Genomic DNA, 25,194 nt, shown 5'->3' on the forward strand with positions numbered 1-25,194 from the left:
TTTGTCTTTGAATAAAATGAGGTACCTATATTTGGGGGTCGTTGTTCCTTGCGCGATTGCGCTCTGTATGAAAGCCAGTAAGATGACTAAATTAAGGAATTTGATAGGTAGAACACATTTTGATTCGGTGAATTTACTTATATTTAAATATATTTGGAACAAATTTTCAGATTTATTCGTTTGAAATTTTATTTAAGGCTGAAATTTGATGCGCAACTATTTGAATCGAGGTTTCTTGCTTTTATTTGTAACATGGTTTTTAGCAGCCAATGTGGGTTTTTCGTGGACTCAATCCACCTGTTTATTTACCGGAATTCAAAAGGCTTCTTGGACGATTCAAAAATCAACGGGTCATCCGAAAGAAACACAAATTAAACGGTCGACTTGTTTCCATTACAAGCATTTTCAGGTTAAACAACATTCGGTCAATTCTGTCAAAAAACAAGCTTTTACGGCCGATTGGGCAACATTTAATCATGATTCGATTGCTCAATTCAAGCCTGTTACTGGTGTGGGTTATACCGTCAAAAGCTATTCAGCAAGCATACCAATTGCACAATCGCTTCGGCGTGCCTTGTTGCAAGTATATCTGATTTAGGCGGATTAAATGATTTCATTTAGTTCACTAAAACAGCTTATCTCATGTACTCAAAATATGTATTGATTTTTTGCCTGATTTGTTCGCAGGCGATGGCACAAGAAATCACCGGTCGGGTGATGAGCCTGGATGATTCTGGCAAAATGGAGGACTTGCCAGGCGCATCAGTGTATTATAAACCCGATAATCAAGGCGGCATTGTAGGAGCCAATGGTTTGTTTTCGATCAAAGTTCAAACCTTTCCCGGTTGGTTACTCATTCGTTCGGTTGGCTTTGCCCCCGATTCTGTATGGGTTACGAAACCCCAATTTGTTCATGTGCATCTTCGCGCTAATGATGCTGAATTGTCGGAGGTTAAAGTCCTCGCAAGTCCAGGTGGACACGATGTACAATCCATTCAAAGTCGTGAAATTTTGACCATGAAAACCCTGGCGAAAGCGGCATGTTGCAATCTATCTGAGAGTTTTGAAACCAACGCAAGCGTATCTGTCAATTTCACGGATGCCGTCACGGGAGCCAAACAAATTTCGCTTTTAGGGCTTTCGGGTACCTATGTTCAGACGCAAGTGGAAAATGTTCCTTCGATTCGTGGTTTAAAATCAACTTATGGGTTGAATTACATTCCAGGCACTTGGATTCGTTCGATTGATTTAGCGAAAGGCCAAAGTTCCGTGGTGAATGGCTATGAGTCCATGACGGGGGCGATCAACATGGAATTAGCCAAACCAGATACTTCGGAGGTGTATTTTTTAAATGCCTATGGGAATTCGCAGGGGCGGTTTGAGGTCAATCAGCAAGCTGCGCATAAATTCAATGGAAAGCTTTCAACAGCTTTATTGACACATTATTCCCAACAAGCTGCGCGTATCGATGGGAATGGAGATGGATTCATGGATTTGCCTTTATTTAGTTTGATTAATGTGATGAATCGCTGGAAATATGCGACGGAACATTGGATGCTACAAGTTGGGGTAGCTTATTTGAAGGAATCCCGACTAGCCGGTCAAAATGGCTTCGATGAACAACAATCGAATCGTTATCAGGTCTATGGTTTTGGGAGTAATACGGGTCGTTTTGAAGCATTTGCCAAGATTGCTCGTTTGTTTCCTACGAAACCTTGGAAGGGCGTTGGTTTAATTTTGTCGACAAGCCAACATCAAAATGATGCCTATTTTGCACTCAAGCCATATGCGGGTAGGGAGCAGAGTATGTTTGGGAATTTGATTTATCAGTCGATGATTGACAATACAAATCATACGTGGAAAGCAGGGGCTAGTTTCTTGTATGATTCCTATCAGGAGCGTTATTTAGATTCGACTTATGCACGGACCGAATTGGTTCCGGGTTTCTTTGGTGAGTACACACTGACAGTTCCGAATAAGTTTACCTTGGTGCTAGGTAATCGCATCGACTTTCATAATCAATTAGGCACGAAATGGGTTCCTCGTTTGCATGCCAAATGGGATATCGCATCGGATTGGTATGCGCGTGTCTCCGCGGGAAAAGGTTGGCGACGTGTGAATCCTTTGGCAGAAAATATGGGCTTCTTGGCGAATAATCGCTATCTACAATTGTCGGGTAATCTAAATCCTTTGGAAGAAGCGTGGAATTATGGATTCAGTTTGACACATGATTTTACGTTGGGGAGTCGGAAAGCGAATCTAGTTTTTGATTATTTTCAAACGGATTTTACACATCAATGGATCGTGGACATGGAGACAGCTCATTCGATTCGCATGTATTCAAGTCCTGGTGTCTCTTATGCCAAAAGTGCTCAAATCGAATTTAATTATAGTCCCATCCCTCGTTTGGAATGGAAGACAGCTTATCGATTTCAAGATGTGGCTTCCGATTATTATGGCCAAAATGGAAGCTTGAGAAGATTAACGAAACCTTTCTTGAACCGGGATCGTGTGCTCGTCAATATTGCCTACGCAACAAAATATGATATATGGAAATTTGACTTGACTTGGCAATGGAGCGGGGAGCGTCGAATTCCGAACGCTTATGTACATACGACTGATGCGCCCGAGGTGAACGCCCCAGCGTTTTCGATGGTTTATGGGCAAGTGACACGCCAATTTAAAAAATGGGAAATGTACCTTGGCGTAGAAAATCTTTTTAATTTTACACAAAGCAACCCGATCATGGGTGCCTCTGATCCGTTTAAGACAGGTTTTGATGCAACAATGGTTTGGGGACCTGTCGCGGGTCGAATGGTTTACACAGGATTACGTTATAAAATCAACTAAATAATACAGCTATGAAAAAGTTCATCTTAGTATCTGGAATGGTATTTGCCATGTTTGGAACATTTGCACAAACGCAAGAGTCTAAAAAGACGAAAACAGAAGAGAAAAAAGAAGTGTATCAATGTCCTATGAAATGTGAGGGAACAAAAACCTATGCGAAAAAGGGGAAATGTCCAGCATGTACGATGGATTTGAAAGTGGTTAAAAAATAGGTTATACTCCCCAGGCTGAAGCCTGGGGTTAAAAAACAATTGAATGAAACATTTATTATTTTTTCTACTCCTGCCTTTCGGGTTATTGGCAGGACCTTCGCAAACCGTAAAGATTAAAACATCAGCCATTTGTGAGATGTGTAAGGAGCGTATCGAGAAGAATTTGGCATTAACGAAAGGAATCGAAAAGTCGGATTTGAATCTCGAAGATCAATCGAACATTACCGTGGTGTATAATCCGGATAAAATTGATATAGCGAAGATTAAACTCGTGATTTCTGAAACGGGTTATGATGCTGATGAGGTTAAGGCCATCAAAAAGAGCTATGATAAGCTCCCTAATTGCTGCAAAAAGTAACGAAAAAGCCCTCAATTTCCTGAGGGCTTATTTTATTTCTTCATGCTAAGCGCAATTCGTTTTCGCGCTTCATCTACTTCGGTTACGGTAACCATGACTTTTTGGGCTACTTTGACGACTTCGTTAGGGTCTTTGACGAATTTATCGGCCAACTGGCTCACATGCACTAATCCGTCCTGATGTACGCCGATGTCAACAAAGGCACCAAAGTTTGTGATGTTTGTGACGATTCCCGGCAATTTCATGCCAATGCGTAAATCCTTGATTTCATTTACTCCCTCGGTGAATTCGAATGCTTCGAATTGTTCCCGAGGATCGCGTCCGGGTTTGGCTAATTCTGCAAGAATGTCGGTTAGCGTAGGCATACCCACTTCAGCGGTTACATATTTCTGTAATTGAATTTGCTTGCGAAGGGACTCATTGGCCAATAAGTCACTCACCTTGCAATTTAAATCCTTCGCCATTTTCTCCACAATCTCATAGCGTTCCGGGTGAACGGCGCTAGCATCTAAGGGGTTTTTCGCGTGACGAATGCGTAAGAAGGCCGCGGCTTGCTCATACGCTTTTTCGCCTAATCGGGCCACTTTTTTCAAATCCGATCGCTTGATGAAGGGGCCGTTTTTGGTCCGGTAATCGATAATGTTTTGGGCCAATTGAGGGCCAAGTCCTGAAACGTAGGATAGGATTTGTTTGGATGCGGTATTGAGTTCGACGCCTACTGAGTTTACGCAAGAGATAACGGTATCGTCCAAAGAAGCTTGTAATTTCTTTTGGTCTACGTCGTGTTGATATTGTCCCACGCCGATCGACTTGGGGTCGATTTTAACCAATTCAGCGAGTGGGTCCATGAGTCTTCTGCCGATAGATACGGCACCGCGGACAGTAATGTCCTTGTCTGGAAACTCTTCGCGTGCCGCTTCTGATGCCGAATAAATAGATGCACCACTTTCGTTCACCATGATGATGGTGATGCCTTCCAGTTTTAAGTTGCGGACAAAGGCTTCCGTTTCCCGACCCGCCGTTCCGTTGCCGATTGCGATGGCTTGAACCTTGTGTTTTTTTACCCAAGCGCTGATGGTATGTGCGGCTTCTTGTGCCTGTCCAGGTCCTGTGTGTGGATAAACGGCTGTATTGTCTAGGAGCGTGCCTTGCTCGTCGAGGCAGACTAATTTGCATCCCGTTCTAAAACCTGGGTCGAGTGCGAGCACGCGTTTTTGCCCAAGAGGTGCAGCTAAAAGTAATTGGCGTATGTTTTCCGCGAAGACACGTATGGCTTCCTCATCGGCACGTTTTTTTGCCTCTGCCCGCATTTCATTTTCCATGGCTGGCATGAGTAGGCGTTTGTAGCCATCTTGAATGGCTAGAGTGACTTGTCGGGCACAGGCATTATTCCCTTTGATGAATCGGCGGTCTAGTTTATCGAGGACTTCTTGGTCAGGCCCTGCAAGATTCAAGTTTAATATCCCTTCGTTTTCGCCTCTAAAAAGGGCTAGGATGCGATGGGAAGGAGCTTGGGCTAGGGATTCAGACCAGTCGAAGTAATCTTTGTATTTGATGCCGGCTTCTTGCTTTCCTTTGGCAACCGTGGATTTGACGGTTGTTTTGCGGGAAAACAAATGGCGTGCTTCTTCGCGTGCTTCGGCGGTTTCCATCATTTCTTCGGCCAAAATATCGCGTGCCCCAGCCAGCGCTTCTTCGGGATCCTCTAAGAATTCTGCAGCTAATACCTCCGGGTCAAGCATGCGTTGTTCGAATAGTTTGTTTGCTAAAGGCTGTAGTCCTTTTTCCCTAGCGGCCATGGCGCGTGTTTTGCGCTTGGGTTTGTAGGGTAGGTAGATGTCCTCGAGTTTGGCAAGGGTTTCGGCTCCGCGAACGGCTTTTTCGAGTTCGGGGCTTAGTTTATCTAATTCTTTAAGTGATTTTAGGATCGCTTCGCGGCGTTTTTCTAGTTCGACAAATTGGTCGCGTAAGTCGCGGATTTGTGCGACTTGAACTTCATCGAGGCTACCCGTTGCTTCTTTCCGGTAGCGGGAAATGAAGGGGATGGTGGCGCCTTCATCGAGGAGTTCGACGGTTTTGCGGACTTGGTTTTCGTTGATGCCGAGGGTGGAGGCTATTTTTGCAATCATGGAATTGAGGTAAGAGCTAAGAGTGAAGAGTGAAGAGGTAAGGAGTCCGAAGTCGAAAAGTCCGAAGTCCGGAGGGAAATAGTCCGGAGGGAAATAGTCCGAAGGGTGTTAGTCCGGAGTGTAAACTTAAACAATTACACCTCCGGACTTCGGACTTTTTGACTCCGGACTTACGACTCTACTCCGCATTCGGGAAATCACTGTGAAAATACCCCGCGAATTTCCAGATTTCTTGGATTTCAGAGCCGAGAATCGGATAAGGGTCGTAGGTTTTATTGGTCGAATTTAGGATTAAGACTTTGCGCTCGGCCAAGTGATTAATGACTTGTTTTAACACCACACCATCTTCGCGCGTGACCACGATACAGATGGTGCCGTCTTTGATGGCGGTCCAATCTTCTACGTATTCGGCAAAGACTAAAGAACCGGGTTGTAGCGGTAGCATCGATTCCCCTTTGATGGGGAATACGCGGTATTTTTTATCGCGTGGCAAGAAGGGTACTTGGAAGGTAGGAAGTTCTTGAATGAACTCGACATCGTCGTAAGAAGCGGTGTATCCGGCCAAAGCTTTGACAGGAACCATTTCAATATTTTCTTCATTGTTGGAATCCACCGTCGTAGCTAAAATACGTAGCTTCGGCTTGTTGGCCATTCCGGGAAGTCTTTTGGAAAGATCTTCTTTGAGTAATTCATCCACCTCTACTTTGAAAAATTCGGCTATTTCAATCAGATCGGCGTATTTAGGTTCCGCTCTGCCGGATTCGTAGGAGCCCAAGGTGGGCTTTTTGATGTTGATTAATTCAGCCAGTTTTTCTTGTGATGTTTTCTCGGGCATTTTGCTGCGTAAAAAACGTAAATTCTGACTAAAAAAAGTGCTCATGCGATTTGCTTATTTAATTAAAATGAATAAAATTCGTATCCAATATTTTATCGTATACTCATCGAAGTTACAAAAGGTATTCGAAATACGCAAATAGCTACCAAATTTATGCAAGAGCGCGCCATTGTGCACATGGACTTAGATTCCTTCTTTGTCTCGGTCGAGCGACTTCGAGATCCGCGTCTCGTGGGGAAACCCGTGATCGTCGGAGGCTTGTCGGACCGGGGTGTCGTAGCCGCATGTAGTTATGAGACGCGGGCTTTTGGTGTGCGTTCGGCGATGCCGATGCGGATGGCTTTGAAGTTGTGTCCGGATGCGATTGTGTTACGCGGAGATTTTGAGGCTTATGCGCAGCATTCGGATTGGGTGACGCGGATGATTATGGACCGGGCGCCTGTCGTGGAGAAGGCATCGATTGATGAGTTTTATTTGGATATGACGGGCATGGAGCGCTTTTTTGGTTCGTATCAGTTTGCGACGGATTTGCGCCATAAGATTCACAAGGAAACCGGTTTGCAGATTTCCTTTGGCCTATCAGTGAATAAAACGGTTTCCAAAGTGGCTACGAATCATGTTAAACCGGCTGGACAATATCAGGTCTTACCTGGAGAGGAAAAAGCTTTCTTAGCGCCCATGGCCGTTGGGAAGATTCCGATGATCGGGGCAGTGACGGCCCAAACACTCCGGAACATGGGCATCGTACATGTGGGAACCCTGAGTCAAATGCCGCTGAAGGTGCTAGAACGTACTTTTGGTAAATCAGGTGTCATGCTGTGGGAGCGGGCGAATGGAATCGATTTACGCCCCGTAGTCCCTTATTCGGAACAAAAGTCACTCTCGAAGGAGATTACCTTTGAGCAAGACACGACGGACGTACATTTGTTGCACCGCATCTTGGGTTCGCTCACGGAGCAGTTGGCCTATGACCTCCGCAAACTCGGTCAATGTACCTCGTGCATCACGGTCAAGTTACGCTATTCGAATTTTGATACGCATACCCGACAAATCAGTATTCCTGCCTCAGCGAGTGATCATCGTTTGATTCCGGCGGTGCATGAATTGTTTGAGAAATTATATGATCGCCGACTGTTGATTCGGCTGATTGGGGTTCGTTTTTCCAAATTATTACAGGGCCAGGAGCAATTGAGTTTGTTTGATGATGGGGCGCGGCTGGTGCCTTTGTATGGGGCGATGGATAATCTCCGAAATCGCTACGGGGAGTTTTCTGTTCTACGGGCGAGTGGTTTGATGGAGCGCGGGGAGCGTCGGAATGCTTTAGTACCTAAGTCGGAATAGCCATGTACCTGAATTGTCACTCGTATTATAGCCTGCGTTATGGAACGCTTTCGCCCGAGCAGCTGGTGGAGGCAGCGCTTGCGCGGGGTATTCAGGTCTTGGCTTTGACGGATATTCATCGGACTTCTGGGATTTTTGATTTTGTGCAGGCTTGTACAGAGGCGGGGATTAAGCCGGTGGTGGGGATGGAATTTGCCAAAGGCTATGTGTGTATGGCGCGGAATCCCGCGGGTTTGGCACAGATTAATGCCTTTGCCTCCCAGGTTTTATTGGCCGGTGGGGATTGGCCGGAGCGTCCCCCGGAATGGGAGGATGTGTGGACCATTTTTCCGTTTAGTCGGCGAAAGACTTTGCGTACCCTCGGTAAAAACGAGCGCTGGGGTGTTCGTGGAACCGATTTGAAGGCCTTGTGGAATGTGAAGGATTTGGATGGGATGGTGTGGTGCCAACCGGTTACTTTTTTGAACAAGCAGGGTTTTTCGATGCATCGTTTGTTGCGGGCGATTGACCAAAATGTCTTATTGAGTAAACTCTCTCCCAAAGCGCAGGCGCAGGAAGATGAGCGGATGTACACGCCGGAGGAGTTGCGGGAGATTTGTCGGGATTACCCTGGATTATTGGATGCTGCTGAGCAGTTGCTGGCCGACTGCACCTTTCGTTTTGATTTTAAATTACCAAAGAACCGACGATTGTATGGTTCAAGTCGGGAGGATGATTTGGCGCTATTGACCAAACTAGCCTATGAGGGTTTGCGTTATCGCTATCCACGATCGGACCGGGAGGCGAAGGCGCGGGTGGAGAAGGAACTGAAGGTGATTCATGAATTGCATTTTGATGCCTATTTTCTGATTACGTGGGATATTATCCGTTATGCGCGTTCGCGAGGGTATTTTCATGTGGGGCGTGGATCGGGGGCGAATTCGATTGTGGCCTATTGTTTGGGAATTACGGATGTGGATCCGGTGGCCTTGGATTTGTATTTTGAGCGATTCATTAATCCGCATCGGACGAGTCCGCCGGATTTTGATATTGATTTTTCGTGGGATGAGCGTAATGACATCATCGATTATATATTTAAGCGCTATGGGGCGAAGCATGTGTGCTTGTTGGCGACCTATGTAACCTTTCGCGATAAATCCATTTACCGGGAATTGGCGAAGGTTTTTGGTTTACCCAAAGCCGAAATTGATGCGTGGTTGGACCCTGCTACCGCGATGCGGGAGGTGAGTTCGGAGATACAGGCTTTGATTGTGAAGTACGGGAATTTATTGTTGGACTTCCCGAATTACCTGAGCATTCATGCCGGCGGCATTTTGATTTCGGAGGAGCCTTTGTTTGCGTATACGGCTTTGGAACCGATGCCCAAGGGTTTTCCGATCTGTCAGTTTGATATGCATGTGGCGGAGGAGATTGGTTTTGCGAAGTTTGATATTTTGTCGCAGCGGGGTTTGGGGCATATTAAGGAGTCGGTGGATATCATTCGTGCGAATCGGGGGGTGGATGTGGATGTGCATCGGGTGCAGGATTTTATGCAGGATGAGGAGGTTCGCAAGCAGTTGATGCGGCATGAAACGATGGGTTGTTTTTACATTGAGTCGCCGGCGATGCGGCAGTTGCTGAAGAAGTTGCGCTGCCAGGATTACTTGACTTTGGTGGCGGCTTCGTCGATTATCCGGCCGGGGGTGGCGTCCTCGGGGATGATGAAGGCTTACATTGAGCGTTTTCATGCGCCGGATTCGTATGAGCCGGTGCATCCTTTGATGGGGGAGTTGATGAAGGAGACGTATGGGGTGATGGTGTATCAGGAGGATGTGATTAAGGTGGCGCATTATTTTGCCGGTTTGAGTTTGGCGGAGGCGGATGTATTGCGCCGGGGGATGTCGGGCAAATCGCGTTCGCGCGGGGAGTTTGAGCGGATTCGGGAGGCATTTTTTGTGAATTGTGCGGGGAAGGGTTATGCGGAGGCGGTGGCGCGGGAGGTGTGGCGTCAGATGGAGAGTTTTTCGGGCTATTCGTTTTCGAAGGCACATTCGGCGTCGTTTGCGGTGGAGAGTTACCAAAGTTTGTATTTGAAGACGTATTATCCGCTGGAGTTTATGGTGGCGGTGATTAATAATTTTGGGGGATTTTATCGGACGGAGTTTTATGTGCATGAGGCACGGCGGTGTGGGGCACAGGTGGAGGCGCCGGAAATTAATACGAGTGAGTATTTGACTTCGATTCGGGGATCGGTGATTTGGTTGGGCTGGGTGCATGTGAAGGGATTGGAGAAGCGGGTGATTCAGGATTTGTTGGAAGCGCGGCGGCAGGGTGGGCCTTTTCGGTCTTGGGAGGATTTTGTGCATCGGGTTTCGTTGGGATTGGAGCAGGCGATTTTATTGATTCGTGTGGGAGCATTTCGGTATTTGGGAGTCGAGAAGAAGCCTTTACTTTGGGAGGCGCATGCACGTTTTCAGGGGAAGGTGGCGCCGGTGGTGGCGATGGAAATGTTTGGGGATGAGGTGTCGGACTTGGGGGCATTGCCGGAGTTGTTGCATGATCCGGCGGAGGATGCCTTTGATCAGTGGGAGATCTTGGGTTTTCCTTTGTGCTCGCCGTATGATTTGGTTTCTGACCTGCCCAAAACCTTGTTGAATGCGGATTTTGCGTATGATCGTGGAGATATCTTGGGTTATTTGGTGACCTTAAAGCCGACGCGAACGAAGTCGGGCGACCGCATGTATTTCGGTTATTTTGTGGATGTGCGTGGGGAGTTTTTTGATACGGTGCACTTTCCGGCGGATTTGAAGAAGTATTCGTTTCGGGGGAATGGGGTGTATTGGATGCAGGGGGTGGTGATGGAGGAATTTGGCCATCGCAGTTTGCGGGTGCAGCAATTAAGGAAGCTCGGGTGGCGGGTGGATCCGAGGAGGGAGGATTAGGGGGGCGCTAGTCGTCAGTAGTCAGTAGTCTGTTGTCAGTGGTTAGTCCGGAGGGAAATAGTCCGGAGTCCGAAGGGTGGTCAGTGGTCAGTGGTCAGTGGTCAGTCCGGAGGGAAAAAGTCCGGAGCCCGAAGGGTGGTCAGTTGTCAGTAGTCAGGATTAGTCCGGAGGGAAATAGTCAGAAGGAGCGGGGCAGTCGCTAGTCGTCAGTTCGGAGGGAAATAGTCCGAAGGCTGCTAATCCGAAGCTAAAGCTTAAGCAATGACACCTCCGGACTTCGGACTTTTTTGACTCCAGACTCCATACCTCATACCTCTTCACTCTTAATTCTTATTTCAATTTTAAAGCAATCATCGGCTTTAATATCCTATTGTGAAATACGGGATTTTTAAAATTGCCAAAAAGTAGATCCGAGGAATGCCAAACACCTTTTGATTTAATATTTCGATAAAAACCGAGGCTAGCGTTAGGCGTTTTTGTGTAGCCCATGCCAAGGTATTGCCCTTTGAAATTACTGAAGTCTAAATTAAAATCTCTTTTGGAATAATCAGCTTTTGAATAGTCAATGTTTTGAAAGACGAGCCATTCGACGGCAATTAAGCAGCCTGAATCAGGGATGTACACATACTTGCTTGGGATATCGAAGGTGTTCCAACCGGTTTTTGTGGCACGGACCACCCAATTCGTTTGATAAAATTCTTCTGAGGTAGGTTGACCATTCCGTAAAGTAAATAAACGTATACGAAATGGAACTTTATAATCTCCGCCTTTTGAAATATACACCATGACGGATTCAATCATTTTGTTTGCATATAGGGTTGAATCAAAGCTTAGGCCCACCATATCGTCTCTCCCAGATAAACCGCCCATGGCGCCTTTCATATGGGATTTTTCAGTTTTTATAGACTTGAATTTTTGTGGACGCACCTGAATTTCAGGCAATTCAATTTGTGCTGCCTGCAGTTGAATTTCAAGCATTTCTGGATTATTTCCGAGTAAGACGGATTTAGGGGGATAACCTACGCAGCTTATGCGAATCGTATCTTTTTGTTCCCGTAGTTTGGCCGAAACGAAAAAGAAGCCATTTTCATCACTTGAAAAGGCGACATTTTGTTTGATAAAATGGACGGTCGCAAAGGGAACAGGGTCGTGGGATTTTGTATCCAAGACTTTGATTAATTGTCCTTGGGCATAAATTCTTGTTGAGATATTCAGAAATATGAACAGCACAAATAGTAAATAAAAGGTCGATTTCATAGTTCGTAAGATTTAACGATTCGGGTTTTCAGGACATGGAATGGGGTCACAGGTGGTTTGTTCGTCAAATTTTATGCCAAAATAATAGGTAACATGAGTTCTGATGGCACAGCATGTTTTTCCATCGGGTAGCTCATTTGCAATATGGCCGTTGGAAGCTTGCCAAGCGCATCCAATACTTTCTCCCCAAAATCGCCAGGGTGGGGTTACACAATCATCAACAGTTGGGTCGAAAGCTAATGTTTTAACTACAGGAATGGAAGTGATGAGCAATAATACTATTGCAATAATTCGTGTTTGCTTTTTCATAGTAGGTTAGGTTTATACCCAAACTTACGGAGCAATCAGAAATTGTGTTATTCGATAAAAGACTAAAAAACTGATAAAAAAGAGCGAGGCAGTCGCTAGTCACTTGTTGTTAGTCCGGAGGGAAATAGTTCGGAGTCCGAAGGGAGTTATCAGTGGTCAGGTGTCAGTCTGGAGGAAAAGAGTCCGGAGTCCGAAGGGAGTTGTCAGTGGTCAGTTGTCAGTCCGGAGGGAAATAGTCCGGAGTCCGAAGGGAGTTGTCAGTGGTCAGTTGTCAGTCCGGAGGGAAATAGTCCGGAGTCCGAAGGAGTGGCAGTAGTCTGAAGTCAGTTGTCAGTGGTTAGTCCGTAGGGAAATAGACCGAAGGCTGCTAATCCGAAGCTAAGACTTAAGCAATTACACCTCCTGACTTATAGACTCCGGACTTCATACCTCTTCACTCTTAACTCTTCCTCTACCTAAGTTCTCCTGCGCATATGTAGAATGGCAATGATCAAAATAGCTTGTTTGGCTTCATCTACTTGATAATGAATCATTAAGGGGAATCGAGGGATGATACAACAACGAATATAGGGGGAATAGCGGACATAGGTCAAGTGAGGAAATTGACTTATAAGCTCCAATGATGGAGAAATCTGATTCAAAAAATTGGTGCCTAAAAGTGACACGTGATTATTATACCAGGTCATGTTTTCGCTCATTTCAACATAAACGTGTGAGGTTGTGACAATTTTATAAATTGTCATGTTGGTTTTTAAGTTTTTGAATAACTTCTTCCCAAGGGATGTCAGGATTGTTTAATTCGTTTCGGACGCGGAGACGCTCGGCGACAAGGGTTTTATGCCAACGAGGAATGGGTGAAAGTTGTGGATCTTCTAAAATAGAAGTCTCAAAGTTTGGATCGCTAATCGGGTAGTTTTGTGGCTTTTGCATGAGCTGTTTATTTGAAAACAAACTTAGATGCAAAAACAAAGAAGTCTAATTCGGAAAAAGAATTAAAAACTGATAAAATAGTCAGGCGATAGTCGTCAGTCCGGAGGGGATTAGTCCGGAGTCCGAAGGGTGTTGTCAGTGGTCAGTTGTCAGTCCGGAGGAAAAGAGTCCGGAGTCTGAGGGGAGTTGTCAGTAGTCAGTGCTTAGTCCGGAGGGAAATAGTTCAGAGTCCGAAGGGAGTTGTCAGTAGTCAGTGCTTAGTCTGGAGGGAAATAGTCCGGAGTCCGAAGGGAGATGTCAGTCGTCAGTTGTCAGTCCGGAGGGAAATAGTCCGGAGTCCGAGGGGAGTTGTCAGTCTTCAGTTGTCAGTCCGGAGGGAAATAGTCCGGAGTCCGTAGGGAAGTCACCTCAAACGTCTAAAGTCCAACGTCTAAAGTCCAACGTCTAAAGTCCAACGTCTAAAGTCCAACGTCTAAAGTCCAACGTCTAAAGTCCAACGTCTAAAGTCCAACGTCTAACGTCTAACGTCCAATCTATGGTGCTATCCGATACCGCTCCCAGCTCTGCCCCGTTTTCTCATATACAATCCGGTCATGTAATCGCGACGGCCGACCTTGCCAGAATTCGAAATAATCCGGAATTAATTCATAACCTCCCCAATGCGCAGGTTTTGGGATTTCTTTTCCCTCGTATTCTTTGGCTAATTCCGCATAGCGTTGCTCTAAATATTCGCGTGATTCAACCCGAGAACTTTGATCGGAAACCCATGCGCCCAACTGCGATTCGCGCGGTCGTTGGTGGAAATATTCTGTAGAAAGGACCTCCGACATCTTATGTACTCGGCCTTCGATGCGTACTTGACGCTCTAATTCGCCCCAAAAGAATGTAAGTGATGCCTGTGCATGATGCGCTAATTCCGCCCCTTTCCGGGAATGGTAATTGGTGAAAAAAGAGAAAGCCTCATCTACATGTTTTAATAAGACAATTCGCCCTGCCGGTTTATGATCGTGCCCAACGGTGCTCAAAAACATGGCATTCGGCTCAGGAACTTTGGCATTTGAAGCCTCCTGAAACCAAACTTTAAATTGTTCGATGGGGTCTTGGTGCACCGTTGTTTCCAATAGTTCACCTTTTTGATAATTCTCACGAAGGGCGGCTAAATTCATAATTCAGAATTTTTATTTCTTATCTTTGAGCGGGCTTTCTGCTCGTTCAAATTTAGTCAATTTCTATGAAAAAATTATTCCTTTTTGATGCCATGGCGCTGATTTATCGTGCCCATTTTGCGTTCGCTAAAACACCCCGAATTTCATCAAAAGGCTTAAATACAAGTGCCGTTTTTGGTTTTACAAACACCATTTTGGAAGTTATTCAAAAGGAAAAGCCTGATTACTTGGGGGTTGCCTTTGATACCTCGGCACCTACGTTCCGTCACGTCGAATATACGCCCTACAAGGCTCAGCGGCAGGAACAACCAGAAGATATCACCGTTGCCATTCCCTATGTGAAGAAATTAGTGGAGGCGATGGATATTCCTATTTTGATTTTGGACGGCTACGAAGCCGATGACATCATCGGGACAATTGCCAAAAAAGCCGTGCGTGCCAATCCGGATATTGAGGTGTATATGATGACGCCCGACAAGGATTATGGCCAATTAGTAGAGGAGCGAATCAAAATGTACAAGCCTGCCTTCATGGGCAAGGGCGTGGAGATTTTAGGTCCCAAAGAGGTCTGTGCCAAATGGAACATCCAACATGTTGACCAAGTTATTGATATGTTGGGGCTAATGGGTGATGCCGTGGACAATATTCCGGGCGTTCCGGGAGTTGGAGAAAAGACAGCTCAAAAGCTCATCGAAGAATATGGTTCCATGGAGAACCTGTTCAAGAATACGGATAAATTAAAAGGTAAGCTGCGTGAAAACCTGGAGAATTTCCAAGAGCAAGGCATGCTATCCCGTCATTTGGCAACCATCTTGTGTGAAGTGCCCATTGAATACGATGAAGATAAATTAGTTATTACTGCACCCAAGAAGGATTTGTTGGAACCTTTATTGGACGAATTAGAATTCAGAACTTTACGTCGGAGAATCTTGGGCGAAGATCCTGAGCCTGCTGCTCCGAAAGCCAAAGCAAGCCCCAAAGTGGCTGCTAATCAAATGGATATGTTTGGTTCGCCGGCAGCTGCTCCGGCTGATTTCATGATGGCTGAAGAGGAAGAAGAAAAAGTCTCGCATTTTAGTAATTTGGCCAATACGGCGCATCAATACCATTTGGTACAAGGGGAAGCAGCGATAAAATCTTTAATTGGATTTTTAGGCCGACAAGATTCCTTCTGTTTTGATACGGAAACCACCAGTTTAACAGCGGTTGAGGCTGAACTCGTAGGGATGTCATTTGCCTACCGAAAAGGTGAAGCTTTTTATGTGCCATTACCGGAAAATCAGGCGGAGGCGCAAACGCAAGTGGATTTATTCAAGGATTTGTTTGCGAATGAGGCCATTCAAAAGGTTGCACAAAATATCAAATACGATATGAGTGTGTTGGCCAATTATGGTGTGGAAATCAAAGGTGCTACCTATGATACGATGCTGGCTCATTACCTCATCGAACCGGAAAAGCGCCACAACATGGACGCTTTGTCCATGGCCTATTTGAGCTATGAACCTTTGTCGATAGAGACCTTGATCGGTAAAAAAGGGGCCAAACAAGGCAATATGCGTGATGTTGCTTTGGAGGATATCAAAGAATATGCGGCTGAAGATGCAGATATTACCTTGCAACTCAAGCCTTTCTTGGATGAGCAATTGAGCAAGAATCCAAAAGCGATCGAATTATTGAACGAGGTCGAATTGCCTTTGGCACGCGTCTTATCGAAGATTGAATGTGAGGGGGTTAATTTGGATGTGGCCTTTTTACAAGAGATGTCAAAGACCTTAGAAACGGATTCGCGCGAGGTCCAACAAAAAATCTTTGAAGTTGCCGGGCAAGAGTTTAATGTCGCATCACCTAAGCAATTGGGTGAGATTCTGTTTGAGAAATTGAAATTAGATCCCAAAGCTAAGAAAACGAAAACGGGCCAATACCAGACAGGAGAGGAGATTTTATCCAAATTGGAATCGGAGCATGAAATTGCGCGTTTGATTTTGGACTTTAGAGAGTTACAGAAATTGAAGTCGACCTATGTCGATGCATTACCTCAATTGATTTCGCCGAAAACAGGTCGTATCCATACATCCTTCATGCAGGCGGTAACGGCAACGGGACGTTTGTCTTCGAAGGATCCCAACTTGCAAAATATCCCAATTCGAACACCGCGTGGTCGGGAGATACGTAAGGCATTCATTCCTCGCAATGCTGATTTTCAGATTTTATCGGCCGATTATTCGCAAATCGAGTTGCGGATTATGGCAGCTTTTGCTAAGGATGAGGCCATGTTAAATGCCTTTAATCAAGGAATTGACGTACATAAAGCCACGGCAGCCAAGGTATTCAAAGTAAGCTTAGACGAAGTGACATCCGAATTGCGAAGAAGAGCCAAAGCGGTCAATTTTGGAATTATTTATGGTCAATCTGCTTTTGGTTTAGCGGGATCTTTAGGGATTTCTCGGACCGAAGCGAAGGAAATTATTGATCAATATTTTGTGGAGTTTCCGGGTGTCAAAGCCTTTATGGACACGACCATTACACAAGCTCGCGAGTTGGGTTATGTGGAAACGGTCTTAGGTCGCCGTCGGTATTTGCGTGATATTTTGTCATCCAATATGAATGAGCGGAGTTTTGCGGAACGAAATGCGATCAATGCACCGATTCAAGGTTCTGCGGCTGATATGATTAAAGTGGCCATGATTCAGATTCAGGCGTTTATTGAACGGGAAAACTTGAAATCTCGCATGATTCTGACCGTACATGATGAATTGGTTTTTGATGCGCATGTTTCAGAAATTGATTACCTTCGTACGCACATTGATGAAATTATGTGTCAGGCCTTGGATTTAGGCGTGAAGATTGAGACGGGCATTGGCGTTGGTATGAACTGGTTGGAAGCCCATTAATGGATTAGTTTTGAAGATATCTGTTGCACTTTGTACCTTGAATGGAGAGAAATTTCTCCGGACGCAGTTGAGTAGTTTGGTTGATCAGACCTTACCGCCCGACGAGGTAATTGTGTGTGATGAGGGTTCTTCGGACCGTACCATGTTGATTCTCGAGCAATTCAAGGATCGCTTGCCTTTGCAGATTCATCAAAATCCGACTCGATTAGGAACGTATCAAAATTTCCAAAAAGCACTTACACTTTGTACAGGTGATTATATTTTTCCCGCGGATCAAGATGATTTTTGGGATCCCCAAAAAATCGAGCGTATAGCTACTTATTTTAATCACCATGAGGATGCAGAAGTCGTTTTTACAGATGCAGTTTTGGTGGATGAATTTGGCCAAATTTCAGGAAAGCGTTTGTGGTCGACTTTTCGTTTTCGGGAGGAGCAACAACTGGATTGGAAAATGGGTAAATCTGTGGATATTTTATTGGATGGTAACCGTGTAACGGGCTGTACAATGGGTGTTCGTAAGCGTTTTGTAGATCGAGTTACCCCGTTCCCTACCAATCTCCCTAGTTATTTCTTACATGATGCTTGGATTGGTTTGGCGGCAGCTTTGGAAAATAAGATTGATTTTATTCCAGCTACTTATGTTCAATACCGTTTGCATTCCGAACAACAAGTGGGCGTTAAAGGAAACCAAGGAACGCCACCATCTTTGTGGGAGCGTATTCAGCGTCCGCATGAAGATAAAGTAGGACCCTACCGAAAGAAGTTGGAGTTTTTGGTGGAGCTTCGTAAGGCAGTTTCGGCTAAATTTCCGAATCAACGGTTTGAACCTTTGGACACGCGTATTGATTATTGGGATCGTCGGGCTAATTTACCGGAAGCTCGTTGGAAGCGTTTGAAAAAGACCATTCAGAATTTGATTTTGGGGAATTATCACCGCTACAAGGATATTGATGCGCCAGCGGAGACCCCATATTTAATGTTCTTGGGTGATTTGATCGAGTAAAACATTTGCTCACATTTTTCGTTTAACCTGAAACGAAATGCTATGAAATCATTTTCTTATTTCTTGTTTGTCTGGGCATTTGCTTTTCAGGCATGTAGTCAAGCACCTAAATCAACGATATCGATGGATCAATTACCTACTTCAGAAGCCGAATGGAAGGCTAAATTAAGTGAGGAAGAATTTTATATTTTGCGTCAAAAGGGAACGGAACGGCCATATACGGGTAAGTTTTTGATGCATGTGGAAAAAGGATATTATACTTGTAGAGGTTGTGGTACACGTTTGTTTAAGTCGGACTCCAAATTTGATTCACACTGCGGTTGGCCTTCATTCGACAAAGAAATCAAAGCGGGCGTTATCAAAGAAACTCCTGATTTAACGTTAGGTATGCGTCGCATAGAAATTACCTGTGCAAAATGTGGTGGTCATTTGGGTCATGTTTTTGATGATGGTCCTACGGAAACAGGCTTACGCTATTGCGTGAATTCGGTGTCTTTGGGGTTTGAGAAGGATAAATAATTGGGTGTAGGCGCGAGGTATCGCGTCTCAACAAATTGGGTAATAAATTATGTCTCACGAGCTGATTTCACATTTTAAGCAAATTTCTCACTTATCGGAATCATCTGAAGAGGCTTTAAAGTCGCTCATTCAAACACAATCCATTTCTAAAAATCATGATTTACAGCATATAGGTCAAACCTGTAAAACGCTTTATTTTTTGAAAACGGGTTTAGCTCGTATTTATTATTTCCATGATGGGAATGATGTAACCGAAGGATTTTATGAGCCATTATGTTTGATTGCGCGTGCTGAGAGCCTTTTTGCAGGGGTGCCAAGTAAAAAGGCGATTCAAGTGTTGGAAGACGCTGAAGTTTGGTCGATTTCTACCAAAGAACTCTTTGGCTTATACGATACTCATCGGGATATCGAGCGATTGTTCTCACGCTTATTTGAGGGTGCTTATGTTCAAACGATTCAGCGCATCGAAAATTTACAGTTTCATACAGCAGATGAGCGTTACCAACTTATAGCCCAGGAGCAACCTGAGGTGTTGCGTCGGGTCCCATTAAAATATATCGCCTCATACTTGGGTATCACGCAAGTTAGCTTAAGTCGAATTCGGGCGAAGAAAAGTTAATTTAACATTTGATAAATATATTAGGGTAAGGAATATTCAAATTGCTTGAGTATTTATCTTACCATGAAAAATCTACTTGGATTACGTCAAAATTGGCAACAATTCAGCTTGTTGGTTCTTATCAATGCGCTCGTTGGCGGGATGATCGGTTTAGAACGGTCAATTTTTCCTCGATTAGCGAATGAGGTTTTTGCTATCCAATCGGCGCAAGCTATCTTTTCCTTTATCATCGTTTTTGGAATCACCAAAGCCCTATTTAATTATTTAGCTGGACATTTTGCCAATCAATTGGGTCGGAAAAATGTATTGATCTTGGGTTGGTTTATCGCTATTCCGATTCCTTTTATTTTTATGTGGGCTCCTTCATGGGGCTGGATAGTAGCTGCCAATGTATTGTTGGGAATCAATCAAGGTTTGGCTTGGTCGAGCACAGTGACCATGAAAATTGATTTAGTGGGGAATCAAAATAGAGGGCTAGCGATGGGAATCAATGAATTTGCGGGTTATGTTTCGGTTGGGCTTGTGGCCTTTCTAACGGGCTGGTTGGCGGATCAATATGGCTTACGACCCTATCCATTTTACCTGGGGATTGGTTTTGTTTTACTAGGTTTGTTTTTGACTATATTTTTTGTTCGGGATACGGCGGCGCATGTCCAGCAAGCATCGGAAGCGAGTATTTTACCTCGGTTGAAATCTGTTTTATGGGATACGACTTGGAGACACCCGAATTTGGGATCTGTGACTCAAGCGGGATTAATGAATAATTTGAATGATGGAATGGTTTGGGGGTTATTTCCGATGTTACTGCATGCCAAGGGCTTTTCATTGGTGGACACAGGTTTGATAACGGCTATTTATCCAATGGTTTGGGGAGTGGCTCAGTTGTTTACGGGACGGTTGGCTGATTTGATTTGTTCAAAGGTATTATTGAAATGGGGGATGTTTGCGCAGGGCATCACTTTGATGGGTTTTGTGTTTGCTTCTAGTTTTATGCAGTATGCGATTTTATCGGTCTTTTTGGGTTTAGGTACAGCCATCGTTTATCCCACTTTTTTAACCGCGATTTCGGGCTATACGCATCCATTAGACCGGGCTAAGAGTTTGGGTGTTTTTCGTTTCTGGCGAGATTTGGGCTATGCGATTGGAGCTTTGTTGACCGGTGTATTGGTGAATTATTTTGGCTTTGAAATGGGAATTTGGGTGATAGCCTTGTTGACCGTGACATCAGCGATAATCGTATGGCGACGAATGAGTTGTCGGGAAATTGTCTTCTAGTTGTCCCAAAAAAAAGACGCGATACATCGCGTCTTTACCTAACATGAAAAGGGGAATTACAATAGAATTTTCGCCCAATTACTCTTCATTTCATTCGGTTCGCTCATTCCAATTTGTTTATCAGCTAATTTTCCGTCTTTGTAAAACTCTAAATAGGGGATGGATTCAATTTGCTTCGCTTTGGCTAAACCCTGATTTGCATCTACATCGATTTTAATCAACTCGACTTTACCTTTTTGTTCTTTTACCCAGGCTTCTAACACAGGGCTTAACTGTTTACATGGACCACACCAAGTAGCGTTATAGTCAACGATGACGAGCTTTTTATCTTTGATTTGTTGGTCGAAATCTGCCAAACTCATTCCCTCGGATACGGCTGGACCGGATGTGTTGGTGGTGAGAGGTAAATTTGCCGACTGCCATGCTAGCATGCCACCGGATAAATTAATGACTGACTTAAATCCCATTTGTTGGAGCTGATTAGCTGCTTCCCCTGAGCGACCACCGGAGAGGCAGTACACGTATACAGGTTTTGATTTGTCTAATTTGTTGGTCACTTCTTGAAATAAATTGCTCGAAATATCTGCTAATACAGCTCCTGCGATGTGACCCGTGTTGTATTCGTCAATGGTACGAACATCTAGAATTTGACCCGCTTCGGCTGATTTAATTTCGCTTTGAAATTCGCTTGCACTAAGGTCTTTTTTTCCTTTCTGTGTAGTACAGGCTAGCAGGGATAGCGAGAGGATTAGGGAAATGAGTGTTTTTTTCATGACAAATTTTATTGAAAACTAAGAGTTAGGAATGAGTTAAGAATTAAGAGTTAAGAGTTAACTAAAACTAGTAAAAAAGTCCAGCAACTAGCGACTAATGACTAGCGACTAATGACTAGTGACTAGCGACTAGCGACTAACGACTAGTATGCTGTTTAATAATCCCTTCCAGTGTACTCGCCGGAATAACGCCGGATTGACGCCAAACGGATTTTCCGTCTTTGAATAATATTAATGTAGGGACAGATCGAATTTGGAATTTTTCAGCCAAAGAACGGTTTTTATCCACGTCTATTTTTATGATTTTGGCTGAAGTACCTACTTTCGATTTGACCTGTTCTAGGATAGGTTTTAGCTGTTTGCATGGCCCACACCACTCCGCGGAGAAGTCGACCAATACCGGTTCAGGTGATTTTAAAAGTTCTGCGAATTTGCTCATGGGTAAAAGTAGCTAGTCACTAGTCGCTAGTCACAGGCATTTAAATGTTTAAGTATTATTAATTCCGGAGGGAAATAGTCCGAAGTCCGGAGGAGTTTTTAGTGGTCAGTTGTCAGTGGTTAGTCCGGACGGAAATAGTCCAGAAGATGCTAATCCGAAGCTAAGGCTTAAGCAATTACACCTCCGGACTTTTTGACTTCGGACTTCATACCTCTTCACTCTTACTTCACTAAGCCGTTCCAAGGACCACCATTATACACCTGCGTGAAACCTGCGGCAAGTAGTTGGCGGCGCGCCATGCCACTTCTACTCCCCGAACGACAACAGGTTATAATAACCTCATCTTTCTTCAATTTGTTCATTTGGCTGCCTAAAGTTTGTAATGGAAGATTAATGGATCCTTTGACATGCCCATCTTTGTATTCAGCAGGAGTGCGAACATCAACAATTTTTGCGCCATTCGCGATAAGTCCTTGAATATCAATAGCGGGCCCCAAGCCCAATAATTTTTTAAAGAATTGTATCATTTTTTCCTTTTATTTTAGACAAATATAGACGCTAACTAATGCGTTTTTCGTGATATTTGTCTCTTATTGAACTTAACAATATGCCACAAAACGAATTAATCCTACGGGAAAAGTTGGCTATCCAACGAACAATCATGGCGAATCAAACGACATTTTTGGCCTTTGTACGTACGGGACTCTATTTTTTTGTCGCAGGGCTCAGTGTACATAATTTATTGGGTTTGCCTGAGCAATTTTGGGCTGCATGGATATTTTATATTGGGGCATGCATTTTACTCGTTTTCGGTACGGTCAATTTTTTCATACAGAAGAAAAAAATCCAAGAAATTAAAAAGCATATTGGCAATGTTGTTTGGAAAAAAGAGAATTAATTAATCGCTGTAAATTGAATAACGGATGCTATTCCTTGATGCAAGGGGCCTTCATCCAACAGGCGGTCTTTCTCTTCAATTAGTTGTACAGTTAATCCCTGAAAATCCTCGGCTAATTCTTGTGAGCTAAATAACCAATCAACTTGTTTAGGGCCACCGGATGTTTTGCCCAATTGACTTTTGTTGAATCCTTCTAATATAATTCGACCTCCAGGTTTAAGCCAGGTCACACAACGCTGATGAAAAGCTTTTCTCAATTCAGGGGGTAGATGGAAAAAACTTAATGCAATCACATCGAAAGATTCCAATGGGTAATTGATTTTGAAGGCGTCCGTGCATTTGAAATGGATATTTACTTGTTGGTCTCGAGCTAATTTGATTGCTTTTGCTTCGCCTTGTTCACTTAGGTCAAAACCATATGCCTCCCAACCCAATTTTGCGGCATAAACCATGTCGCGGCCTTCGCCTGCGGCAGGAACAAGAATTCGTCCAGGTTGTAAGCCCTGTAATTGTTCGGATAGGAAATCATTTGGATTGATTCCATATTGGTACGTTGAATTTTGGTAACGTTCATTCCAAGTTGCTTTCATTCTGAAAATTAGGTAGTTTGGAGGAAAAATAATAGCTATGAAAAAATCTTTCTTTACTTTACTTGTAGGTATGTTGTTTGGCTTTGCCGCACATGCGCAAAATCCGGTTCATAAAGTTGTTGTTCAACTAAATACATCGGATACTTTGGTTTGGCATGGTGCGTTGAAAAACATCTCCAATCTACAGACAGCTCTAGGTGCGACAACGCAAATTGAGTTGGTCGCACATGGCGCAGGAATATCCATTTTAATCGACAACAAAACGACTCAAAAAGCAAAAATTGCTGAATTAGCAGCTTCCGGGGTTCTCTTTAAAGCTTGTGAAAATACCATCCGCGAACGTAAAATCGATCGTACAACGATTCTTCCACAAGCAGGAACGGTTCCATCCGGCGTTGCTGAGGTTGTACTCAAACAAGAAGCCGGCTGGGCTTACTTAAAATATTAATCGAAGGCCGCGAAAATGAGCGGCCTTCTTTATTTTACATCTTCCCCGGTAATATCTGATTCCAATATAAATAGGGAAGGATATGTTTTTTCATTTGATACATCGACCATCTTTCTTTGGATTGATCGAAAGGAAATGTTTCCGTAGGCGTATTATTGTAATCAAATTCCGCTAAAACCAATTTGTTATAACCGGTAATAATTGGACATGACGAATAACCATTATAGAAGGCATTCATTTCTTCCCCTTTTATTAAAGCTAGTAAATTATGAACCAAAACTGGCGCTTGCTTTCGTATGGCAGCACCCGTGCGGGAAACGGGTAGATTAGCTGCATCTCCACAAGCAAATATATTTTTGTATGTATTATGTTGCAGCGTATGTTTTTCTACATCGATCCAACCGGCAGCATTTGCGATTGGACTTGATTTAATGAAATCTGGAGCGGATTGTGGTGGCGTCACATGAATCATATCAAATGCTACTTCGTAAACCTGATCTTTGTTTGAATCACCTATTCCCACAAATTTGGCGATTTTAGCTGCTCCATCAATTTCAACTAATTTGACAAAAAACTGCGTGTTGATGCCATAGTGAGCAATTACCTTTTTCAGTGTATTTTCATATTTCTCTACCCCAAAAACCCTGGTTCCACCGCTCCAAAATTCTACTTGTGAATTAACGCCATTTTTGCGAAAATAATCGGCTGCCAAATACATGATTTTTTGTGGGGCTCCTCCACATTTAATTGGCGTATGTGGATTGGTGAAAATAGCTTTTCCTCCTTTTGTTTGTTGGATGCATTCCCATGTATAGGGCGCAGATTCAAAACTGTAGTTGGAACAAACCCCATTTTTACCCAGGTTTTCTTTTAATCCTTTGATTTCTCCCCAGTTCACTTGAATCCCCGGTACCGTAATCAAGTATTCATATTGAATTGCCGTTCCATCAGCCAAGTATACTTTATTTTCTTCAGGTTTAAATCCGCTCACCATTTGTTGGATCCAGGTCGTACCCGCAGGAATGACCGATGCTTCATCTCTTTCTGTATCTTGAATGTTGAATTCCCCTCCGCCAACTAATGTCCAGGCGGGTTGGTAATAATGTTTTTTTGCCCCATCGATGATGGCAATGTCCAAAGAGGCATCTTTGCGTAACAATTGGGAAGCGATAGAGATACCTGCATTACCTCCGCCGACGATTACTATTTGATGGTGTGTTTTCATGATTAACATTTAGAAGATTTATTTGTAATATTATAAGTTAAGTTGCAGGCAAAGCGTGATATTTGTCACCTAACAGCTGAATTTCAAGAATTAATTTTGAGTTCATTTAATTTTCTATCTCGTGTCATCAAACGCCATTAAATCTTTTCCTGTACTCACAACGTTTCTATATACATTGTTAATTGCCCTCATGGGATTATTGACTT

General features: G+C 44.0%; 25 protein-coding genes. 13 read left to right on the forward strand and 12 right to left on the reverse strand.

Annotated elements, in window-relative coordinates:
• The first annotated feature begins 208 nt into the window (after positions 1-208).
• From V7S75_RS11585 to V7S75_RS11600, 4 genes are read left to right on the forward strand one after another with little or no spacing between them, the layout of a single operon-like run.
• Positions 209-598, forward strand: coding sequence for a hypothetical protein (locus V7S75_RS11585; RefSeq protein WP_459514068.1), 390 nt, complete (start codon positions 209-211; stop codon positions 596-598).
• A gap of 44 nt (positions 599-642) precedes the next feature.
• On the forward strand, positions 643-2,850 hold the full coding sequence (locus V7S75_RS11590; protein ID WP_459514070.1) for a TonB-dependent receptor: 2,208 nt from the start codon (positions 643-645) through the stop codon (positions 2,848-2,850).
• A gap of 11 nt (positions 2,851-2,861) precedes the next feature.
• Positions 2,862-3,062 carry a heavy metal-binding domain-containing protein gene (locus tag V7S75_RS11595; RefSeq protein ID WP_377976558.1) on the forward strand — a complete coding sequence of 67 codons (201 nt, stop codon included), beginning with the start codon at positions 2,862-2,864 and terminating at the stop codon, positions 3,060-3,062.
• A gap of 43 nt (positions 3,063-3,105) precedes the next feature.
• The gene (locus V7S75_RS11600) at positions 3,106-3,420 is read left to right on the forward strand and encodes a heavy-metal-associated domain-containing protein (protein WP_459514072.1); all 315 of its coding nucleotides are present in this window, start codon (positions 3,106-3,108) and stop codon (positions 3,418-3,420) included.
• A gap of 32 nt (positions 3,421-3,452) precedes the next feature.
• On the opposite strand, the gene V7S75_RS11605 is transcribed toward V7S75_RS11600, so the two are convergent.
• Both V7S75_RS11605 and V7S75_RS11610 read right to left on the reverse strand, forming a co-directional pair.
• Entirely contained in the window at positions 3,453-5,549 is a 2,097-nt protein-coding gene (locus tag V7S75_RS11605; protein WP_459514074.1) for a Tex family protein, read from the reverse strand.
• Between the two features lie 178 nt (positions 5,550-5,727).
• Entirely contained in the window at positions 5,728-6,429 is a 702-nt protein-coding gene (locus tag V7S75_RS11610; RefSeq protein WP_377976555.1) for an XRE family transcriptional regulator, read from the reverse strand.
• A 108-nt stretch (positions 6,430-6,537) separates the two neighbouring features.
• Between V7S75_RS11610 and dinB the strand changes: the two genes are divergently transcribed.
• Both dinB and V7S75_RS11620 read left to right on the forward strand, forming a co-directional pair.
• The gene (gene dinB, locus V7S75_RS11615) at positions 6,538-7,725 is read left to right on the forward strand and encodes a DNA polymerase IV (protein ID WP_459514076.1); all 1,188 of its coding nucleotides are present in this window, start codon (positions 6,538-6,540) and stop codon (positions 7,723-7,725) included.
• 2 nt (positions 7,726-7,727) lie between these two features.
• Positions 7,728-10,646: a DNA polymerase III subunit alpha gene (locus tag V7S75_RS11620; protein ID WP_459514078.1), complete on the forward strand. Its 2,919-nt coding sequence runs from the start codon at positions 7,728-7,730 to the stop codon at positions 10,644-10,646.
• A 330-nt stretch (positions 10,647-10,976) separates the two neighbouring features.
• Here the strand turns inward: V7S75_RS11620 and V7S75_RS11625 are convergent, their stop codons facing one another.
• The 5 genes from V7S75_RS11625 to pdxH all read right to left on the reverse strand — a co-directional run bounded on the left by V7S75_RS11625 (position 10,977) and on the right by pdxH (position 14,308).
• Positions 10,977-11,903 (reverse strand): carboxypeptidase-like regulatory domain-containing protein, encoded by a 927-nt coding sequence (locus V7S75_RS11625; RefSeq protein WP_459514079.1) that lies wholly within the window; start codon positions 11,901-11,903, stop codon positions 10,977-10,979.
• 12 nt (positions 11,904-11,915) lie between these two features.
• Entirely contained in the window at positions 11,916-12,212 is a 297-nt protein-coding gene (locus V7S75_RS11630) for a hypothetical protein (RefSeq protein WP_459514081.1), read from the reverse strand.
• 455 nt (positions 12,213-12,667) lie between these two features.
• A complete protein-coding gene (locus V7S75_RS11635; RefSeq protein WP_459514083.1) occupies positions 12,668-12,955 on the reverse strand; it encodes a type II toxin-antitoxin system RelE/ParE family toxin in 288 nt (95 codons plus the stop codon).
• Positions 12,942-13,142 (reverse strand): hypothetical protein, encoded by a 201-nt coding sequence (locus V7S75_RS11640; protein ID WP_459514085.1) that lies wholly within the window; start codon positions 13,140-13,142, stop codon positions 12,942-12,944. The genes V7S75_RS11635 and V7S75_RS11640 overlap by 14 nt, the downstream gene beginning before the upstream one ends.
• A gap of 533 nt (positions 13,143-13,675) precedes the next feature.
• The gene (gene pdxH / locus V7S75_RS11645; RefSeq protein WP_459514087.1) at positions 13,676-14,308 is read right to left on the reverse strand and encodes a pyridoxamine 5'-phosphate oxidase; all 633 of its coding nucleotides are present in this window, start codon (positions 14,306-14,308) and stop codon (positions 13,676-13,678) included.
• Between the two features lie 65 nt (positions 14,309-14,373).
• Between pdxH and polA the strand changes: the two genes are divergently transcribed.
• The 5 genes from polA to V7S75_RS11670 all read left to right on the forward strand — a co-directional run bounded on the left by polA (position 14,374) and on the right by V7S75_RS11670 (position 20,615).
• The gene (gene polA / locus V7S75_RS11650) at positions 14,374-17,199 is read left to right on the forward strand and encodes a DNA polymerase I (RefSeq protein ID WP_459514089.1); all 2,826 of its coding nucleotides are present in this window, start codon (positions 14,374-14,376) and stop codon (positions 17,197-17,199) included.
• A gap of 10 nt (positions 17,200-17,209) precedes the next feature.
• Positions 17,210-18,202: a glycosyltransferase gene (locus V7S75_RS11655; protein ID WP_459514091.1), complete on the forward strand. Its 993-nt coding sequence runs from the start codon at positions 17,210-17,212 to the stop codon at positions 18,200-18,202.
• A gap of 42 nt (positions 18,203-18,244) precedes the next feature.
• A complete protein-coding gene (gene msrB, locus V7S75_RS11660) occupies positions 18,245-18,721 on the forward strand; it encodes a peptide-methionine (R)-S-oxide reductase MsrB (RefSeq protein WP_459514093.1) in 477 nt (158 codons plus the stop codon).
• 49 nt (positions 18,722-18,770) lie between these two features.
• Complete coding sequence (locus V7S75_RS11665) at positions 18,771-19,340, forward strand: Crp/Fnr family transcriptional regulator (protein ID WP_459514095.1); 570 nt, start codon at positions 18,771-18,773, stop codon at positions 19,338-19,340.
• 63 nt (positions 19,341-19,403) lie between these two features.
• A complete protein-coding gene (locus V7S75_RS11670) occupies positions 19,404-20,615 on the forward strand; it encodes an MFS transporter (protein ID WP_459514097.1) in 1,212 nt (403 codons plus the stop codon).
• 56 nt (positions 20,616-20,671) lie between these two features.
• On the opposite strand, the gene V7S75_RS11675 is transcribed toward V7S75_RS11670, so the two are convergent.
• From V7S75_RS11675 to V7S75_RS11685, 3 genes are all read right to left on the reverse strand, one after another.
• On the reverse strand, positions 20,672-21,388 hold the full coding sequence (locus tag V7S75_RS11675; RefSeq protein WP_459514099.1) for a thioredoxin domain-containing protein: 717 nt from the start codon (positions 21,386-21,388) through the stop codon (positions 20,672-20,674).
• A gap of 136 nt (positions 21,389-21,524) precedes the next feature.
• The gene (gene trxA, locus V7S75_RS11680) at positions 21,525-21,827 is read right to left on the reverse strand and encodes a thioredoxin (protein WP_459514101.1); all 303 of its coding nucleotides are present in this window, start codon (positions 21,825-21,827) and stop codon (positions 21,525-21,527) included.
• Positions 21,828-22,048: 221 nt separating this feature from the next.
• Positions 22,049-22,354, reverse strand: coding sequence for a rhodanese-like domain-containing protein (locus V7S75_RS11685; RefSeq protein WP_459514103.1), 306 nt, complete (start codon positions 22,352-22,354; stop codon positions 22,049-22,051).
• Between the two features lie 80 nt (positions 22,355-22,434).
• Between V7S75_RS11685 and V7S75_RS11690 the strand changes: the two genes are divergently transcribed.
• Positions 22,435-22,725: a DUF202 domain-containing protein gene (locus V7S75_RS11690; RefSeq protein WP_459514105.1), complete on the forward strand. Its 291-nt coding sequence runs from the start codon at positions 22,435-22,437 to the stop codon at positions 22,723-22,725.
• On the opposite strand, the gene V7S75_RS11695 is transcribed toward V7S75_RS11690, so the two are convergent.
• Positions 22,722-23,315 carry a class I SAM-dependent methyltransferase gene (locus V7S75_RS11695; protein WP_459514107.1) on the reverse strand — a complete coding sequence of 198 codons (594 nt, stop codon included), beginning with the start codon at positions 23,313-23,315 and terminating at the stop codon, positions 22,722-22,724. The two genes, V7S75_RS11690 and V7S75_RS11695, sit on opposite strands and share 4 nt — an antisense overlap.
• Before the next feature lie 37 nt (positions 23,316-23,352).
• Between V7S75_RS11695 and V7S75_RS11700 the strand changes: the two genes are divergently transcribed.
• Positions 23,353-23,763, forward strand: a complete 411-nt coding sequence (locus V7S75_RS11700; protein WP_459514109.1) for a DsrE family protein — start codon at positions 23,353-23,355, stop codon at positions 23,761-23,763.
• Between the two features lie 34 nt (positions 23,764-23,797).
• On the opposite strand, the gene V7S75_RS11705 is transcribed toward V7S75_RS11700, so the two are convergent.
• Positions 23,798-24,988 (reverse strand): NAD(P)/FAD-dependent oxidoreductase, encoded by a 1,191-nt coding sequence (locus V7S75_RS11705; RefSeq protein WP_459514111.1) that lies wholly within the window; start codon positions 24,986-24,988, stop codon positions 23,798-23,800.
• Positions 24,989-25,194: the final 206 nt, after the last annotated feature.

The organism is Aquirufa sp. TARAVU-A1A (genome assembly GCF_054558675.1).